The sequence below is a fragment of the Acidobacteriota bacterium genome (genome assembly GCA_040752915.1).
Taxonomy (GTDB): domain Bacteria; phylum Acidobacteriota; class UBA4820; order UBA4820; family DSQY01; genus JBFLVU01.
Genome location: JBFMHB010000024.1, coordinates 1 through 18,316 on the forward strand (window position 1 = coordinate 1; position 18,316 = coordinate 18,316).

Here is an 18,316-nt window from a genome sequence, read left to right on the forward strand (position 1 = left end):
GGCTGTTCACGATGGCGCCGATGCTCTGCAGGATGGCCTGCAGGTTGGAGGAGGTGGCGGCGGCGAAGTACTTGCCGCCCGTCTGGGTGGCGATGGCGTCGAGGACCGTGGCGTCGGCGCTCCCGAACCCGATGGTGAACACAGGGATGCCCAGTCCCTGGGCGTAGGCGATGAGTTCGGACTGGGAGTGGGCCGAGGAGTTGTCCTCGCCGTCGGTCATGGCGACGACGGCCTTTCGCCCGGTCCGGGTGGAGGTGTTGGAGAGGGCCTGGTAGACCCCGTCGTAGAAGGCCGTCATCCCGCCCTTGTAGGGATACCCGTCGATGGCCGCGCCGAGGGCCGTCTTGTCCGTGGTGAAGTCCATGACCAGGTCCACGGTGCTGGTGAAGCCGTACACCGCCGCCTGGTCGGTGGAGCCCAGGAGCGCCAGGAAGGCCTTGGCCGCGGTCTTCTCGTCGTTGAAGGCGGTGGAGCCGAGGCTTCCCGAATTGTCGAGGACCAGGGCCGTGTAGAGGTCTCCGGCGCCGGCGGATCCGCTGGTCACCGTGAAGTTCGTGACGGGCACCCCGTCCTCGGTCAGGCAGAAGGCCGAGGCGGGCAGGCCCGTGACGGGGTTGCCCAGGGCGTCCAGGACGCTCACGACGGCTTTCACCGTGGGGCACGCCGAGGCGTCCACCTGGTTGAGGAGGAAGGTGGCCGGGCAGTTGGAGACCGAGCCCACGGCGATGGTGGTCTGGCAGATCGTCTGGAGCAGCCCCGAGGCCGTGTCGAAGATCAGCGACTCCACGGTGTAGAGGCCCGATTCTCCCGAGGAGGGAAGATACAGGCTGAAAGTGGCGGGATCGTCCGCGCTGCCGTACGTGGTGAAGGTCGTGTCGTCCCCCGCCACGTTCACGCCGAAGGGGTCGAGGATGTTGGTCTCGATCCGGATCTGCTGGGAGGCCAGGGTGGTGTCGGCCTCCGTGGTCACGATGACCTCCTCGCCGAAATCGTAGGAGGTCTTGTCCGTGCCGATGGTCCGGCAGGAGGCCGTGGCGGGGCACCCGCCGTCGATCACGATCTGGGCCTGCTTCATGTAGACGCACCAGCCCGTGTTATCCACGTCCACGTGGATCTCGACGTAGTTGTTCCCTGAAAGGACCCAGGAGAGGTTCGGGATCGTGAAGACCGTGGTGGAATCCTGGTTGTTGGCCCCCGTGAGCGTCCCCAGGAGGTGGCCGTTGAAGTAGACCTCGTCCACCTCGCCGCTCGTCTCGTCCACGTCGTTGCACAGAAGGAGCAGTTTGGCGCTCGCCACCGGGAGGGGGCCGGTGACGGGCACGTTGAATTCGATGGGGTGGTTCCCGTCCGAGTTCCAGACGCAGGTGTTCCAGTCCCCGTCGGGCGTGCCCGTGCGGGCGTTGTTCTCGTTGTCGTCCGTGACGATGTAGGTCCCGCACCCCGCCTGGACGCACCCCGGGGGCACGTAGACCTGGCCCGTGACGGTCTTGGAGCCCAGGTTGGTGGAGTTGACCTGGATGGTGTAGGTCAGGGTCCCCGTGACGTCGCCCGTGGCCCGGATGTTCCACGACTTGAGGGAGGAGGCCCCCAGGGCCAGGTCCCCCACGGTCTGGCTGAGGGTCCCCGAGGCCAGGGAGAGGCCCGCGGGCAGGCTCAGGGTGGCCGTGACGCCGGTCACGGTGCCCGTGGCCCCCGAGAGGGTGTTGGACAGGTACAGGGATGCGGTGAAGGGGTTGGGGGAGAACTGGCCGAGGAGGCAGTCCAGGGTGGCGGGGGCGGTGAGGGCCGTGGCGAGGGGAGGGGTCGTGTTGACGGCCACGCTCCCCAGGCCGTAGTAGGTCCCGAAGGTGACGCTGGTGCCCGGCGGGATGACCCGGTCCACCCAGTAGGGCGCGTAGGCCGTGTCGTAGATGGTGGCGCCGGGGTCCACCGTGTAATCGAATTCAGTCCCGTAGATGTTCGACCAGTAAGCAACTTGGAACCGGTCCGGGGGCGAAGCCACCTGTCCTCCCAAGAGGGTCCCTTGGCAGGTCACGGTGGGGTTGTAAAGGTCGTCGAAGACGAAGAAGTAGGGGGGGACCGAAGCCCCGGTCCACTCGGTCTCGTTGGAGATGGAGCCCGTGCCGGGCACCTGGAAGGGGGCGTTGTCGTTGTCCCCGATCTTGGTGTCGAGCATGACGCGCACGCCCACCGTGTGGCTCACCGAGTCGTTGTTCCCCACCTTGTACTCGATGAGGTAGGTGTCCTGGTGGCCCGTGGTGGCGCTCGTCACGAGGGTGATCTTCTGGTGGACCTTGAGGGGGCCCGTGCCCAGGTACCAGATGCCCTCGTTGGTGAGGCCCACGGTGGTGGGGGCCTGGACCAGGGTCCCGAAGGCGTGGCCGTCGTTCGTGTAGACCGTCCCGTCCACCTTGACGGAGGTGAAGGACGTTCCAGGGTAGGGATGCCCGTAAATCAGAACGGGCCCGCCCGGCACGCCCATGGTGAACTGGCCCGTGGTGTCGTCGATGGCCGACTCGATGTAGGACGACCCGGGTCCCCAGGAGGCGATCCCGACGGGCCCTCCCGACCGGGGCTGCTTGTCGGCGGCCGAGGCCGACGCGGCGGTCAGGACCGAAACGGCCGCCAGGAACACGAGGAGACAACGAGTGAGCGCGCGCATGACCCCCTCCTTCGTCCGGACGCACGGGGGCGTCCGGTCTGAACTGCCCTGTAAGTGTGCAATCGCCCCAAATTTCCGGGTGCCTCATCCCCGCTGGATGAGAAAAAAATATACCGCCTTCGGACCCTGTGCAAGGCTGTTCCGCCCCCCGGGGGCCTGGCCGGGGCGGTTGGCCCGATCCGTTCCGGCCGCCGTGGGAACGAGGCGGGATCGTCAGGCTCCGGCACCCGCAGGCCCACCTCGTGCCTTCTCGGCCCTCCGAGATTCGCCAGGAAAGCGCGGGTGGCTTCGGAGGGTCCTCAGGTTCACGAGGGAAAGGCGCGGCCTCTTGGACGGGGCGGGCCCGTCCCACCCCGCTCGCGGGCTCAGAGGGGGCGGCGGTGGAGGGCCGTCCCCCGTGAAGGAGACCTTCCGCGCGGGCTTTCGGAGGCCATCCCGTTGCCCGGCGCGGGATCTTGACCTGCCCTCCTCCCTTGTCGCCGTTCCGGGCCGGGGCGTAGACTGGTCCGGTAAAGCGAAGCGAATCCAGGGCGGGGCGGACGCGGCTCCGCGCGGGGAGGGACCATGAGGCACGGCGCGGGTAAGGCCATCGGGCTGGCGGCGATGCTGGCGGCGTCCACGGTCTTGTGGGGGGCGGAGGACGGGTTGCGGGTCTTGAAGGCGGGCCCCGAGGGGGAGATCGCCACCCTCACCGAAGCCAACGAGATCCGGGTCGTTTTTTCGGAGCCCATGGTGGCCCTCGGGCGCATTCCCGATCCGGTCCGGGCCCCCTACTTCTCCATCCAGCCCGCCGTGGACGGGGTCTTTCGCTGGTCGGGGACGGACACCCTCCTCTTCACGCCCAAGGCCCCCCTCCCCTACGCGACACGCTACACCGTGACCCTCGCCAGGGAGGCCCGGGCGGTTTCGGGCCGGAGCCTCGAAGAGGCCTTCTCCTTTTCCTTCACGACCCCCACGGTGCGGCTGAAGAGCGTCCGATGGTACCGCAAGGACGGCACGGTTCGATCGCCTGCGGTTCTGGTCCTCGCCTTCAACCAGCCGGTGAAGGCCGCCGAAGTGGTCCGCCACCTAAACCTCGTCTTCAAACCCCATTCCTGGGAGCCCCCGCCCCTGCCTCCGGAGGGCCTCTCCTGGCTCCGCAGGGAAGATCCCCAGGCCCTGGAGGACTACCAGTTCAAAGTCGCCGAAGCCACCCTGGCGGCGCGCTCGAACCGGCCCGTCCCCTTCGGCCTGGCCTCTTCCTGGGACGAGAAGCGTTTTCCCAAGCAGGACGAGATCGTCGTTCTGGAGACCGTTTCCGTGCCGCCGCCCAACGCCTGGATGGGCCTCGAGGTCGCCCCGGGCGTCCCCAGCCCGGCGGGGTCCGAAACGCCGGGGGAATTCCAGGGCTACACGGTGGAGCTGGAGCCGGCCTTCTTCGTGGAGGGCCTGCGCTGTTCGGTGGGGTGCAACCCGGACCGGTACAATCCCCTCCGGTTCACGACGCCCCTCTATTTGGCGGACTTGAAAAGGGGCTTTACGGTTCGGCGGGCCACGGGCCCCGATACCTCCGAACCGCTGGCCCGGGGCGAGGAGGCGGCGGAGGACGGGTCCTGGGACTACCCCAGCGTGGCCTGGTCCTTGGACCAGACCGGCTTCCCCTTCGGCGCGGCCCAGACCTTCGTCCTGAAACTGGACCGGAGCCTCCGGTCCGCCGACGGCCAGACCCTGGGCTACACGTGGGTCGGAAGCCTCGTCAACCTCCACCGCATGGCCTTTTCGAGCTTCGAATCGGGCTTCGGTGTCTGGGAGGCGGCGGGAGGCCCGGTGGTCCCCTTCAGCGCCCGGAACCTCAAGTGGGTGGATCAGTGGGTCTCTCCCCTGCGTCCGGAGGGCCTCATGGAGGCCATCCGCGCCCTGTCGGTCCGGCCCTCCACCAAGGACCCCGACACGGGCGAGGTCCAGGACGACTGGAACTGGGAGCCCTTCCGCCTTCCGCCCCCCGGGGAGCCGGTGAAACGGCCCCTGCGGTGGGTCAGCGACAAGACCCAATTTTACGGGTTGGACCTGAGTCCGGCCTTGAACTCCCAGGGGAAGGGGCTCGTCTGGGCGGCGGTCCGCAACGGGGAGGCCATCGCCAACGCCAGTCTCGAGCCCGACGGGCGGCCCAAGGCCACCCTCCTCCAGGTGACGGACCTGGGCATCACCGTGAAGGACAGCCCCCAGAACACCCTGGTCTGGGTCACCCGCCTCTCCGACGGATCGCCCGTGGAGGGCGCGCGGGTCACCCTCCTCCAGCCCGGCGGCGCGGCCTTCTGGAGGGGCGTCACCGACGAGGCCGGGTTGGCCCACGCCGAGGAGACGCCCCTTCGAAACCCCGACGGCTGGTGGCGCTTCGCCTACGTCGTGACTGCCGAGAAGGACGGGGACGTGGCCTACGCCTGCTCCGACTGGAACGAGGGGGTGGAGCCCTGGTCCTTCGGCGCGGACCTCGACCTCTTCGAGGCCAAGCCCGTCTTGCGCGGGGCCGTGTTCCCCGATCGGGGCGTCTACAAGCTGGGGGAGGAGGTTCACCTCAAGGCCATCCTGCGCAGCGACACGGCCTCCGGCATGAAAGTCCCCCCCGAGGGGCAGAAGGTGGAGGTCGTCCTCAAGGACAGCCGGGACGGCGACGTGGACAAGCGCATCGTGACCCTGAACGCCTGGGGGGCCGCCGACTGGACCGTGAAGATTCCCGAGGAGGCCCCCCTCGGGACCTACTCCATCAGCGCCACCGTCGAGGGCCACCACCGCTCCACCTACGACACCTTCCTCGTGGCCGCCTACCGGAAGCCCGATTTCCGGGTGGACGCCGCCCTCGGCGCCCCCGAGCGGGTGGCCGGCGCGACCCTGACGGGCTCGGTCTTGGGCCGCTACCTCTTCGGCGCGCCCATGGCCGGGAAGCAAGTCGCGTGGGTGACCTCGCGCCGGCGCCTCTTCTCCGTGCCCCCCGCCGTTGCCGATGCCTACCCCGAAGAGCGCTGGGCCTTCTTGGATGAGGCCGGCTGGGGAAGGTACCGCTCCCGCGAGGAGGACGTCCTCGAGCGGAAGGAGGGGGCGCTGGACGCCCAGGGCCAGGTGAAGGTCGAGATCCCCACCCGGCCCGACGACGGTGTCGCCTACACCTACACCCTCGAGGGCACGGTGACGGACGTCTCGCGCCAGAGCCTCTCGGGCCGAGCCTCCCTTCCGGTCTATCCGGCGCCCTTCTTCGTGGGCCTTCGCCGCCCCGGCTATTTCGTGGACGCGGGCAAGGAGCTGGAGAACGAGGTGGTGGCCGCGGGGCTGGACGGCCTGGCCGTCCCGGGCGTGACGGTGCGCCTGTCCCTGGTCCAGGTGCAGTGGCACAGCGTCCGCCGCGCCGAGGGCAACGGCTTTTACACCTGGGAGTGCGAGAGGCGGGAGGTGGAGAAGTGGACGGGCGAAGCGGAGACGGCCGCAGAGCCGGTTCCCGTCCGGATCCCCGTCCTCGAAGGTGGCTACTACCTCCTCAAGGGCGAGGCGGGGGACGCCTCCGGCCGCCGGACCTCCTCCTCCGTCTCCTTCTACGCCCTGGGCGCGGGGTACACGGCCTGGGAGCGGTACGACCACAATCGCATGGACCTCGTCCCCGAAAAGAAGACCTACCGGCCCGGCGAGACGGCCCGCATTCTGATCAAGTCGCCCTGGGAGAAGGCCAAGGCCCTGCTCACGACGGAGCGCGAGGGCGTGAGAACCCGGAAGGTCTTCGACCTCACCTCCACCCAGCAGACGGTGGAGGTCCCCATCGGCGAGGAACACGTCCCCAACGTCTTCGTATCGGTCCTTCTCGTGAAGGGCCGCACGGAAGCCTTCACCACCGAAGACGCGAGCGACCCGGGAAAGCCCTCCTTCCGGATGGGGATGGTGGAGCTGAAGGTGGAGGACCGCTCCAAGCGGCTCGCCGTGTCCATCGAAACGGACCGCGAGGAGTACCGGCCCGCCGCCCGGGCCAAGGTCACGGTGGCGGTCTCCGATCCCGCCGGGAAGCCCGACGCCGCCGAAGTCACCCTCTGGGCGGTGGACTACGGCGTCCTCTCCCTGACGGGGTACAAGACCCCCGACCTGCTCCCCGAGGTCTGGGTGCCCAAGGCCCTTCAGGTCCTCACCCAGGACTCCCGCCAGCGCATCGTCTCCCGCCGCGTGCTGACGCCCAAGGGCGCCGACGAGGGCGGAGGGGGAGGCGCCGAGGACGGCCCGGGGACGATCCGGAAGGACTTCCGCGTGCTCGCCTTCTACCTGGGCTCCCTCGTCACCGACTCCCGTGGAAAGGTGACCACAGAAGTCACATTACCAGACGGACTCACCACCTATCGCATCATGGCCGTGGCCCAGGACAAGGCCTCGCGCTTCGGGTGGGCCCAGCGCGAAATCCGCACGAGCAAGCCCCTCCTCCTCCTGCCCGCCTTCCCTCGGTTCCTCGCCCTGAAGGACCGGGCCTCCTTCGGGTGCGTCGTCCACAGCCGAATGAAGGAGCCCGGCACGGTGCGCGTCACGGCGAGGAGCCTCGATCCCGAGCGCCTGAAGATCACCGGGCCGGCGGAGACAAACGTGGAGGTCTCGCCGGGAGCCCCAGCCGAGGCCCGCTTCGCCTTTGAGGCCGTGGGCGTGGGAAGGGCCCGCCTGCGGCTCGAGGCCCGGCTCGAGGGCGAGGCGGATGCCCTGGAAGAGTCCCTTCCCGTGGAGCTTCTCGTTTCCCCCGAGGTGGTGGCCGCCTACGGCCAGGCCCGGCCCGACGCCGCCGAGGCCCTGGAGGTCCCCCCGGGCGCCGTGGCCGATTTCGGAGGCCTCGACCTCGAACTCTCTTCCACGGCCCTGGTGGGCCTGGGCGAGGGCGCGCGCTACCTCGTGGACTATCCCTACGGCTGCGCCGAGCAGAGGTCCTCTTGCGCCCTGGCCCTGGTCCTCGCGTCGGACCTCGGCGACGCCTTCTCGCTTCCCGGCATCGAGCCGGAAAAACTGCGCTCCATCTCGCAGAGGACCCTCAAGGACCTGGAGGCCTACCAGTGCGAGAACGGGGGGTTCGTCTACTGGAAGGGGGACCCCTGCTTCTACGCCTCCGCTTACCTGACGAGCTACGTCCTGCACGTCTACCAGAGGGCCCAGGGGCTGGGCTACGCGGTGAATCCCGCGGTCCTCCAGAAGGGCTACGGCTACCTCGAAGGGGAGCTGAACCGTCCCCACCCGGGTAACGAGGGGTGGTGGCCCGCCTACACCGCGTGGCAGGCCTTCTCCGTCAAGGTCCTCTCCGAGGGCGGCCGCAACGTGGACAGCCACCTCACTCGGCTCCACGGCTACGCGGACCGCATGCCGGTCTTCGCCCTGGCCTACCTCGCCGACGCCATGCGGGCCTCCGGCCGCTTCGAGTCGGAGCGCGCCTCCCTCCTCAAGCGCATGGACAACGCCATCCTTCCCGAGGGCGGGTCGGCCCACGTGGAGGAACTCTCGGACCCGTACCTGCTCTGGTTCTGGAACTCGAACGTGCGCTCCACGGCCATCGTTCTGAGGACCTTCGTGAAGGAGCCCTCGCGGGAGGAACTCGTGACCCGGATGGTCCGGTGGCTCCTGAAGGTCCGGGAGAAGGGCCGCTGGGGCAACACCCAGGAGAACGCCCTGTGCATGGAGTCTCTGGTGGACTACTACCGGGCCTATGAAAAGGAGATCCCCGATTTCACGGCCCTCGTCTCCCTCGGCGGGGACCCGGTCGCCTCGAAGGGCTTCCAGGGACGGTCGGCCCAGGCCTGGAAAAAGTCCCTGCCCATGCCCGGTATCCTGGCCCGGGGCCCGGCGGGAACGCGGCTTCCCCTCGCCTTCAAGAAGGAGGGAACGGGGACGCTCTTCTACGCGGCCCGCCTCAAGTACGCCGTGGACACGCTCTTCCAGGAGGGTCTGGACGCGGGGATGCGGGTGGCCCGGACCTACGAGCCCTTCACGGAGAAGGGGGGCGCGGAGCCCTCCCGGACCTTCAAGGCCGGGTCCCTCGTGCGCGTCACGATCACCCTCGACCTGACCAAGGAGCGGCGGTACGTGGCCGTGACGGACCCGCTTCCCGCGGGCTTCGAGCCCGTGGAATCCTGGTTCGCCACGACGGCGCGGGACCTCGTCCGCGCCCAGAACGCTCCGGGGGAGGAGGACGCCGGGTACGACTGGACCGCCTGGTGGCGCCGGGGCGGCTTCGACCACGTGGAGCGGCACGACGATCGCGTGCTCCTCTTCGCCACGCGGCTCTCCGAGGGGAAGCACGTCTTCTCCTACGTCTGCCGCGCCACGACGCCGGGGTCCTACCGGACGGCGCCCGCACGCGCCGAGGAAATGTACGAGCCCGAGGTCTTCGGAAGGACCGCCACGGACCAGATCGAAGTCGGCGAGTAGCGGCCGATTCCCGTCGCCCGGACTCGGACCGGGGACGAAGAAAAGGGAGGGCGATTCATGGACCTGAAGCGGGCTGTCGTGATGGCCGGATTCACGCTCGTCGCCTTGACGCGGGCCGCGGGGCAGGCGCCCTCCCCCTCGCCCGCGGCGTCTCTGGAGGCGGCCGAACACGCCTTCGCCCGCGCCGCCGCGGAGAAGGGGATCCGGGAGGCTTTTCTGGGGGTGCTGGCCGAGGAGGCCGTCGTCTTTCGTCCGGGCCCCGTGGCGGCCCGGCGCTGGTACGAGGAGAGACCGCCCCAGCCCGGCCTCCTCGCCTGGGCGCCCCAGAGGGTGGAGGTCTCCCGTGCGGCGGACCTCGGTTACACCTTCGGTCCCTGGGAATACCGGAAGGACCCCAAGTCCCCCTCGCCGGACGCCTGCGGCCGCTACCTCTCGATCTGGAAGCGGGAGAAAGGAGGGCCTTGGACGCTCCTCCTCGACACGGGTGTGGGCCATCCCTGTTCCGGTCCGCTGCCCGGTGGAGCGGCGGAACTTCTCTCCCTCCAGGCCGCGATGGAGGAAAGCGCGGATCGGAAGGCCCTGGACGCGGACCACGCCTTCACGGCGGCCCTGAAAGGAAACGACGTGGCGGCGGCCGCCGCCCTGGCCGCGCCCGACGTGGCCGTCTTCCGGGAGGGGGCTTTGCCCGCCTCGGGCCCCGAAGCCCTCGCCGAGGCCCTCCGCCCGGCTTCCGGGCAGGCCTCCTGGACCGCTTCACTCGTGTGGCCCGCCTCGTCGAAAGACCTCACCCTCGTGGCGGGCATCGCCACCGTCCCTCCGGCGGCCGGCCAGGACGAGCCGCGGGCCATGGTCTTCGCGCGCATCTGGCGTCGAGACTCCGCGGGAATCTGGCGCCTCGCCGTGGACTACCTCGCGCCGAGGTGAGTCGAGGTGGGGAGGCGAGTGGGTGAGTGGGTGAGTAGGTGAGTAGGTCAGTAGGTCAGTAGGTGAGTAGGGTGGAAGGGCGGTAGGGAACGGGAGAACAGGGAGAAGAGGGGGCGAAAAGAGACCTGTCTCCCGCATCCCTTTCCCCAAATCCGAAATCCGAAATCCGAAATCATGCGTGTCCGAAATCAAGCAGCGTGTCTCCTGCGAACGTCGGCCGGGCCCTGGCCGCGCCCTTGGCGCGGCACGGAGGGGCTGGTCCGGGCGCCTCCAGGCAGCCCGGCCGCGATCCGGCCTCAGCCCCTCCACCGCCCTTCGGGCTCCAGGCCCGGCCTCGTGCTGGAATGCCCGTCCACTCTGGTATTGCGCCGGCGGCGCCGGACCGATTGCGGCGTCAGCCTTGGGCGGCTCGCTCCTCGACGTACATCCCAGTACGCCTGCGTCGCAGCCGCCTCGGCTTCCTTGCCGGGGGGCCGGACCCCTCCAGCCCACCGGCGCCGGGACGCGCCTTCCTCAGACGCGCAAAAAGATCTTGGACAGGCATGATCCCAAATCCGAAATCCCAAATCTCAAGTCCGAAATCCCATATCCCCCATGCCCCTTCCGCCTTCCCTCTTCCCTCCACCCCCCTTGACAATCGCCTCGGGCCGCATTAGTGTATTACTACACTAATACACATGGCGCGGCCGGGCCGGGTGGGAGGTGAGACGGTGAGCACGAGGCTGAAGGTGGATCCGAGGTCCGCCGTGCCCCTCTGGAGGCAGATCGAGGAGGGGCTTCGCGGGCTGGTGGCCGCGGGCCTGCTCCGGCCGGGGGGGGGCGTTCCCTCCGTCCGGGAGCTGGCCCGGGAGCTGAGGGTGAACCCCGCCACGGTGGTCAAGGCCTGCCAGCGCCTGGTGGAGGCGGGGCTCTTCGAGGTCCGCCGCGGGGAGGGGACCTTCGTGGCGGCGAAACTCCCCCAGCCCGGAAGGGCCGAGCGCCGCAGGGGCCTGGAAGAGGGGGCGCGGCGGTACGCCGCCCAGGCCCTGTCGGTGGGGGCGGAACTCGAGGAAGCGTCGTCGGCGTTGGAAGTCCAGTGGGGGCGGCTGGCCGGAAAGGGGGAGGAGCGATGACGGAAGCGGCAAGCGCGGAAAACGCCCTGGAGCTCAGGGGCGTGACCGTACGCTATGGAAAGGCGGTGGCCGCGAAGGGGGTGAGTCTCTCGGTCCCCGCCGGGGAGGTGACGGCCCTCCTCGGGCGCAACGGCGCGGGGAAGACCTCGCTGATCCGGGTCCTTCTGGGCATGCGGAAGGCCCAGGAGGGCGAGGCCCTTCTCTGGGGCAAGGATGCCTGGAAGCACCGCCACGAACTCCTGGAGCGGGTCGGCGTGGTCCCCGAAACGCCCGACGCGCCCGAGGACCTCTCGGTGCGGGACCTGCTCGCCTTCTGTTCCCGCCTCTACCGCACGTGGGACGGAAAGGGAGCGGAGGATCGGTTGGAGCGCTTCGGCGTCCCGCTCGGCGTTCCCTTCGGAAGCCTCTCCAAGGGGCAAAAAGGCCACGCCATGCTGGCCCTGGCCCTGGCCCACCGCCCGGACTTGCTCGTCCTCGACGATCCAACGCTGGGCCTGGACGCCGTGGCCCGGAAGGCCTTCTTCGAGGAACTGGTGGCCGACCTAGCCGATCGGGGCGCCGCGGTTTTCCTCTCCAGCCACGACCTCTCGGGGGTCGAGTCCATCGCCGACCGCGTGGCCTTTCTGAGGGAGGGGCGCCTTCTCCTCGACGAGCCGCTGGAGGGTCTCAAGGCGCGTTTCCGCCGGCTCTCCTTCCGGCGGGAGAAGGAGGCGGGAGAGGCGGCCCTCCGTCCGCTCGAACCGGTCTTCGTCCGCCGGACGGCCTTCGGCGAGGAGTCCGTCGTCGCCGCCTACGAAGAGACGGCCTTCCACGGCTTCGCCTCCTCTCCGGGGGTAGCCGCCGCCGAAGCCTCCGAAATGTCCCTCGAAGAGATCTTCATCGCCCTCACCGGCGAGGAAGGAGGTGCCCCATGAGGGGATTCGCCGCCGTCTATATGCGGGAAGTGCTTCTGCGCAAGGCCGCTTTTGCAGCAGGGCTCGCGTCGGGCCTGGTGGCCGTCCTTCTCGGAGGAATTCTGCGCCGATACGGCTTCATGGACGTGGCCAACCTCGCCGCGGCTACCTTTTCAGTCCTCTTGGGCGGTTTCGGCGCCCTGGCCGTTGGGGCCTCCGTAATTCCTAATGACCTGAGCTCTGGAAAAATAGGCTTCGATTTTGCTCGGCCCGTTTCCGGTTGGGCCATCTGGGCGGGCCGCTTCCTAGGGGGATTTTCCGTGGTCCTCTCTATGGCGGTCCTCCCACTGGCGCCGGTGACGCTCCTGGGGGAAGGCCTGCTTCGAGATTTCACCGTGATCAATCCGGCGTATCTGCATGGAATCGGCGACTACCTTCTTACGCCCGCCGGCCTCTATGGATCCGCTGTGCTCGCCCTGCTGGCTCTGTACGCCGCCTCCATCTGCCTCTGGTCCATCCTTCGCATTCCCTCGCGCTGGCTGGCCTTGGACGCCCTAATGGCTGGCGTGTTGTTCGTGGCGGGCATCCTCAGCCTGTCAAGCCCGGTCACCCTTCATTTCCCCGGCGCACGCTATGTCTATCTCTTCGTCCTGGGGATCGTCTTCCTTGGGGCTCTGGTCGGCACCTTCCTTCTGGTGGTTCGGGGCCGCACGGATGCGCGGCGGGCGAGGACGGCGGTCTCCCTGTCCCTCGGGGCATCCCTGTTTTCCGCCCTCCTCCTTCTAGGGGCCGGCTGGGCTTATGTCGAGACGCGGGGTCCGAAGCACCTGCAGCGGCTCACCATGGGCGAACGCTCTCCCGATGGCCGCTGGTGGCTCCTCTCGGGAAGCCACGTCGGCAAGGATTGGCTGGGCCTCCCCACCTATCTGCTGGACGCACGGGAGGGGGGGCATCGCCGCCTGAGCTGGTCCACAACCGGGTGGGGGGACGCCGCCATCTCCCCCGATGGAAAATTCGTCGCCTTCATCGAGAATCGATGGTCCCAAGAGGGGGCGCATTGGTTACTCACCTGCCGAACTCTCTCTGGAGAAAGGAAATGGGAGATCTTGGGGCCTGCGGATGGATGGGATGAGCCCAGTAGAGGCGCCGTGACGTTCTCGCCTTTTGGGAAGCGCCTTCTCTTTCTGACGGGGGGGGAAGGTCAGGTCCTGGATGCCGATGACGGGAGTTCCTTGGCCTCCTTCCGCGTCGGAGCGGATGCGGACCTCTGGCTCAGCGGGCGCTTCGAGAGTGAGGACCGGGTCCGACTCTACTCGCGGATTCGGGACCGGAGCAGGAGGCGCCCGGGTTGGCCCTCCACCCCCCTTCTGGATACGGCCCACGTCGACCTCTGGCGCTTTGATGTCCCCAGCCGAACGCTGACCCGGACGGGTACCCTGGATACCGCCTTCTATTTCTTCTGGCCTGTGCCGACCGGGGATTCGATCGTCGTCCGCTCGGGCCCGAAGGACGCTCGGGGCCTCGACCTCCATGATGGATCCACGGGGGTGAAAAAGGTTCACCTTCTGGAGGGCCAAGAGCGTGTCTGGCCCCTCGTGCTCGCCGACGGCCGGATTGTCTGCACGGCGAGGTCTCGCGGGGAGGCCTCCGATGTCCTGCGCGTGTTTTCGCCGGAAGGATCGCTCTTGAAGTCCATTCCCCTCCCCCCCCGCTTAAAGTTCAGTCCGGTGGATGAACTCGCAGGAGGGAACATCCTCCTCGGGTCCGGCCCCGAGAAGGGCAGAATCTCTGAGGGCGATGCGTACGTCGCAGATCCGGCCTGTGCAACCGCGGAGCCCATCCACGGCCTGCGCATCCATCAAGGCTATCCCCTGGCGGAGGGGCGCCGGATGTCGCCCGAACGCGAAGGGCTCCTGGAGAGTGTGCTCCTTCTGGACAAGGACAACCGCCTCGTTCGGTACGACGTTCGAAGCAGAGAACGTCATCCACTCGTCCGCCTCCCTGCTCCGTCAAAGACCGGCTCGGGATAGACCAGGGAATGGCAACCCAACCGCGGGCGTCGGTGGCCGGTTCCCCCCCCTGGCTTACTTGTCGTAGGGCGCGAAGGCGACGGTGTTGGACGGGTAGTCGAACCACATGGCGAAAAGGTCGAGGACGTCTCGGCGGCCGAGGATCCCGTAGGACGGGAGCCCCCAGCCTCCGCCCAGGGGGGTCACCTGCACGGTCTGCATGTTGAGCCGGGTGTTGCCCAGGACCATGGTGACGTCGGCGGCCACGCCCGAGGCGAAGGCGCCCGACAGGCCGGAGCCCATCTGGGAGCCGAAGCGGGCCGAGTTGATGGTGACGTTCACCTCCCTGGCCCTCTCGGCGGCGATGAAGGTGGCGTAGGCGCCCGTGTCCACGAGGAAGTAGCACCCCGGCCTTCCGTTGACCGAGGTCTCCACGAAGGGCCGGTCGTAGGGCCAGAGGGACTTGACCTTGAAGGCGTCGGGCCCGAGGGCAGCCTTGGGGTCGGTGCCGGCGGGGTGGAGCACGAGCTTGCTGTGCCGGCGGTCGTAGAGGATGCCGTGGCGGCGGAGGAGCGAGAGGGGGATGATCCCGCCCACCTCCTTGAAGAAGTCCTCCTTCTCGCTGATGACCATGGCGGGCACGTGGCGGAGGGTGAGGGGGCCGAATCTCACGGAATCCAGCAGGACCCACTTCGACGTCTGGGAGCCTTCGATGCCCAGCCCGAGGTACTCGGCCGTGGCCACGGGTTTGAGGCCCAGTTCCTCGACCCACTTGGGGCTCACGAGACACAGGTCGGACCCCGAATCGAGAAGCATGAGCTTTTCTTTGGTCCCGTTCACCGCCACGGGCGTGACCACGCGGGTGGAGGTGGTGACGCCCGCCGTGCCGATGTCGCCCGAGCCCCACGTGAGGGAGGAAATGTCGCGGAACTCCGACTTTTCCTTCAGGGGGAGGACGACGGGATAGGCGGCTTCGAGCTTCTCCTCGAAGAGCGATGCGCTTCCGATGGACGCGTACAGGCGCTTGAGTCCCTCGTACTCCTCCTTGTTGGCGGGATCGGCCAGAAGGAGGCGGTCGGCGAGCCGGACTCCCTCCTCGCCCTTGAGGGCGAGGCTGAGCGCCAGCCGCAGGATTCCGACGGGGGGCTTCTCGAACCGGGCCAGGGTCTCGTTCAGAAGGGCCCTGGCCTCGGCCTCCTTGCCGGTGGCGAGGAGGGCGTTCACGGCCCTCCGGCAGGCCGTCTCCGACCAGCCTGGAACGGAGAAGAGGGCCGACCAGTGCTGGACGGCCTGGGGGACCATGGCGAGATGGAAGGCCGATTCGCCGGCGAGAAAGCGGAACTCGGGGCGGTCCGGGTGGCGTCCCGCCAGGGGGACGGCCAGGCGGGCCGCCTCGAGGGGCCTGCCGAGGCCGAGGAGGGCCCGGATCTTTCCCAGGCCGAAGTCCGGGTTCGAGGGGTCGGCCTTCAGGCCTTCCTCGGCGGAGGTCAGGGCTTCCTGGTACCGGCTCTCGTCCAGAAGGCCTTCAATAGTCTGGCTCCGGTCGGCGGGGAGGGGGCCACCCGTCTGGCCACGAACAGCGAGCCCCGCACCCCATACAATCGCGCCCAACAGCCACGCCCCCGCCACCCATCGCTTCATCTCCCGTTCCCCCTTTCGGGTCCCCCCAGGCGGGACCTTTGTGCAAGAGTAGCAGACCGCGAGCGTGTACACTATTGCTCCGGACGGAAGTATCGGACATGTGCAAGGGACTTCTTCGAAGTGAGGATGGGTGGACACCATGGGCGAAGCCGCGGGTCTGCCTGCGCCTGAGCCCCCCGCGGTGGGCTCTGCCCCCCCGGGCGCTGGGCGGGAAGGGGCCAACCCCTCCCCGTCCCAGATAAAGAGACCATGGGCGGCGCCGCAAAGAGGTTCGGACACCTGGCGAGATCCAGGCGGGCGAGGGCCGCGGCGGCATTCCTTCTGGCGTCTATCCCGCTCGTCCTGTGGCTGCGCTGCGGGCCTCTCCCCGAGGGTTTCCTGGACCCTTCCGCCCACCAGTCCACCCAGGTGGTGGACCGCCGCGGCGCTCCCCTCTACGAGAGCCTTTCCGAGCGGGAGGGCCGGAGCGCGTGGCTGGCGCCCGACTCCTTGCCGGCAACTCTCGTAAACGCCACGCTGGCCGCCGAGGACGGGCGCTTCTTCCTCCACCCGGGCCTGGACCCGCTGGCCCTCGGCCGGGCCCTCTGGCACGACGCGAAGGCGGGGCGGATCAAGGAGGGGGGCTCCACCCTCACCCAGCAGGCCGTGAAGCGGCTCATGGGCCGGCCGCGCACCGTGGGCGGCAAGCTGAGGGAAATGGTCTACGCGCTCCGCCTGGAGCACCGGCTTTCCAAGCGGGAGATCCTGGCCCTCTACCTGAATCTGGCCCCCTACGGAAACCAGTTCGTGGGGGCCTCGGCGGCGAGCCGGGGTTACTTCGGCTGTTCGCCCCAAGACCTGACTCCGGCCCAGGCCGCCTTCCTGGCGGGGCTGCCCCAGCGCCCCACGGCCCTCGACCCCTACAAGAACCTGGACTCCGCCCTGGGACGCCAGCGGTGGGTGCTGGGCCGCATGAGGGCCCTGGGGTTCCTGAATGGGGAGGACCATGGCCGGGCGTTGAGGGAGCGCCTGAAGGTGGGCCGTCCGGACCGCCCCTTCCTTGCGCCCCACTTCGTGGAGCGGGTCCTTGGCGGCCTCGAAGGGCGCAGGGCCTCCAGGGTGGAGACGGCCCTGGACCTCGACCTGCAGGGCGACGTCCGGGGAATCCTGGCGGCCGGTCGGGAAGCCCGCCTCGCCCATGGCGCCCACAACGCGGCCGTGGTGGTCCTCCTCAACGAGACGGGCGAGGTCCTGGCCTACGAGGGCTCCGGGGACTACTTCGACGGGGCCCACGGTGGGGCCATCGACGGCGCCGCCTCCCCGCGCCAGCCGGGGTCGGCCCTCAAGCCCTTCACCTACGCCCTGGCCTTCGAGAAGGGCTTCACGCCGGCTTCGGTCCTGCCCGACGTGCCCTCCCATTTCCCCACGGCCCAGGAGGGCGTCCTCTACGCTCCCCGCAACTACGACGGCGTCTTCCGGGGCCCCATGCGGGCGCGGGTCGCCCTGGCGGGTTCGGAGAACGTCCCCGCCGTGTACCTGCTCTCCAAGGTCGGCGTGGCGGACCTCCTGGGCCTGCTGAGGGCGGCGGGGTTCTCGACCCTGGACCGGAACGCGGACTTCTACGGCTTCGGGCTCACCCTCGGGGACGCCGAGGTCCGCCTCGACGAGGTGGCCGCCGCCTACGCGGCCCTGGCCCGCGGCGGCCTCTACCTCCCGCCTCGGCTCGTGCGGCGCGTCCGGTGGAGCGACGGCTCGTCCACTTCCCCGGCCCCCGCCGAACCCCGTCGGATCCTCTCTCCCCGCGCGGCCTTCTGGGCGGCCGATGTCTTGAGCGACCCCTCGGCGAGGGCGTGGGCCTTCGGTTCGGGAGGGAGCCTGGACTTTCCCTTCCCCGTCGCGGTCAAGACGGGCACCTCCCAGGCCTACCGGGACAACTGGTGCGTGGGCTTCACGCGGGAAGTCACGGTGGGGGTGTGGGTGGGCAACTTCGACCGGACGCCCCTGGTGAACTCCTCCGGCGTGACCGGCGCCGGGCCCCTCTTTCACGACGTGCTCGTGGCCGCCCAGCGGCGGGCGACGGGGCGCCTGCCCGGGCCCGCGGACCCGCCCCTCGCGGACCTTCCGGAGGGGCTCTCCCCCCTCGAAATCTGCGCCCTTTCTGGGCTGACCGCTTCGCCCCTGTGCCCGCGGGTGGAGAGGGAATGGCTTCCTCCGTCCGCCGCGCCGGTCTCGTGCTCGTGGCATGGAAAGGGTGGAACGGTGGCCTGGCCCTCCGAGTACCGGTCCTGGGCGCGGAGCGCCGGCCGGCTCGAGGAGGGCGCCACGGCCCTGCCTGCTCCGCCTCCGCCGGGGGGGGAGCGCCGCGCGTCGGCGCCACCCTTGGTCCTGCTCAATCCTCCCGCGGGGGCCGTCTACCTCCTCGACCCCACCCTCCGCCCGGGTTTTCAGACCCTACCCTTCCGCGCGGCGGCGGAGGGCCCTCCCCGCACCCTCCTCTGGCTCGTAGACGGCGCCGAGGTGGGGCGGGCCTCCTCCGACGGGAGCCTGGACTGGCCCCTGACACGGGGGACGCACGTGGTGGAGGTCCGGGACGGCCGGGGGCACTCGGCCCGGGCGGAGATCGTGGTGAAGTAGGCCCCCCCGGATACGGAAGCGCCCCGCCCAAGGGGCGGGGCGTTTCTTGCTGTC

8 protein-coding genes are annotated in these 18,316 nt (G+C 69.3%); 6 read left to right on the forward strand and 2 right to left on the reverse strand.

Annotated elements, in window-relative coordinates; translation table 11 throughout:
* Positions 1–2,662 (reverse strand): VWA domain-containing protein (locus AB1824_06195; GenBank protein ID MEW5764551.1); only part of this gene is annotated, 2,662 nt, incomplete at its 3' end.
* 564 nt (positions 2,663–3,226) lie between these two features.
* Here AB1824_06195 and AB1824_06200 point away from each other — a divergent pair.
* The 5 genes from AB1824_06200 to AB1824_06220 all read left to right on the forward strand — a co-directional run bounded on the left by AB1824_06200 (position 3,227) and on the right by AB1824_06220 (position 14,029).
* Positions 3,227–9,070 carry an MG2 domain-containing protein gene (locus AB1824_06200; protein MEW5764552.1) on the forward strand — a complete coding sequence of 1,948 codons (5,844 nt, stop codon included), beginning with the start codon at positions 3,227–3,229 and terminating at the stop codon, positions 9,068–9,070.
* A 57-nt stretch (positions 9,071–9,127) separates the two neighbouring features.
* On the forward strand, positions 9,128–9,994 hold the full coding sequence (locus tag AB1824_06205; protein ID MEW5764553.1) for a nuclear transport factor 2 family protein: 867 nt from the start codon (positions 9,128–9,130) through the stop codon (positions 9,992–9,994).
* 710 nt (positions 9,995–10,704) lie between these two features.
* Positions 10,705–11,106, forward strand: coding sequence for a GntR family transcriptional regulator (locus AB1824_06210; protein ID MEW5764554.1), 402 nt, complete (start codon positions 10,705–10,707; stop codon positions 11,104–11,106).
* Entirely contained in the window at positions 11,103–12,020 is a 918-nt protein-coding gene (locus AB1824_06215) for an ABC transporter ATP-binding protein (GenBank protein ID MEW5764555.1), read from the forward strand. The genes AB1824_06210 and AB1824_06215 overlap by 4 nt, the downstream gene beginning before the upstream one ends.
* Complete coding sequence (locus tag AB1824_06220; protein ID MEW5764556.1) at positions 12,017–14,029, forward strand: hypothetical protein; 2,013 nt, start codon at positions 12,017–12,019, stop codon at positions 14,027–14,029. The genes AB1824_06215 and AB1824_06220 overlap by 4 nt, the downstream gene beginning before the upstream one ends.
* 54 nt (positions 14,030–14,083) lie before the next feature.
* On the opposite strand, the gene AB1824_06225 is transcribed toward AB1824_06220, so the two are convergent.
* Positions 14,084–15,649 (reverse strand): aspartyl protease family protein, encoded by a 1,566-nt coding sequence (locus tag AB1824_06225; GenBank protein ID MEW5764557.1) that lies wholly within the window; start codon positions 15,647–15,649, stop codon positions 14,084–14,086.
* 249 nt (positions 15,650–15,898) lie between these two features.
* On the opposite strand from AB1824_06225, the gene pbpC reads away from it, so the two are divergent.
* Positions 15,899–18,262, forward strand: coding sequence for a penicillin-binding protein 1C (gene pbpC, locus AB1824_06230; protein MEW5764558.1), 2,364 nt, complete (start codon positions 15,899–15,901; stop codon positions 18,260–18,262).
* Positions 18,263–18,316: the final 54 nt, after the last annotated feature.

Excerpts from the sequence above, each read along its gene's own strand:
- AB1824_06200 (MEW5764552.1), top strand. The coding sequence starts at position 3,227 with ATGAGGCACGGCGCGGGTAAGGCCATCGGGCTGGCGGCGATGCTGGCG.
- AB1824_06205 (MEW5764553.1), top strand. The coding sequence starts at position 9,128 with ATGGACCTGAAGCGGGCTGTCGTGATGGCCGGATTCACGCTCGTCGCC.
- AB1824_06215 (MEW5764555.1), top strand. The coding sequence starts at position 11,103 with ATGACGGAAGCGGCAAGCGCGGAAAACGCCCTGGAGCTCAGGGGCGTG.
- AB1824_06220 (MEW5764556.1), top strand. The coding sequence starts at position 12,017 with ATGAGGGGATTCGCCGCCGTCTATATGCGGGAAGTGCTTCTGCGCAAG.
- AB1824_06225 (MEW5764557.1), bottom strand. The coding sequence starts at position 15,649 with ATGAAGCGATGGGTGGCGGGGGCGTGGCTGTTGGGCGCGATTGTATGG.
- pbpC (MEW5764558.1), top strand. The coding sequence starts at position 15,899 with ATGGGCGGCGCCGCAAAGAGGTTCGGACACCTGGCGAGATCCAGGCGG.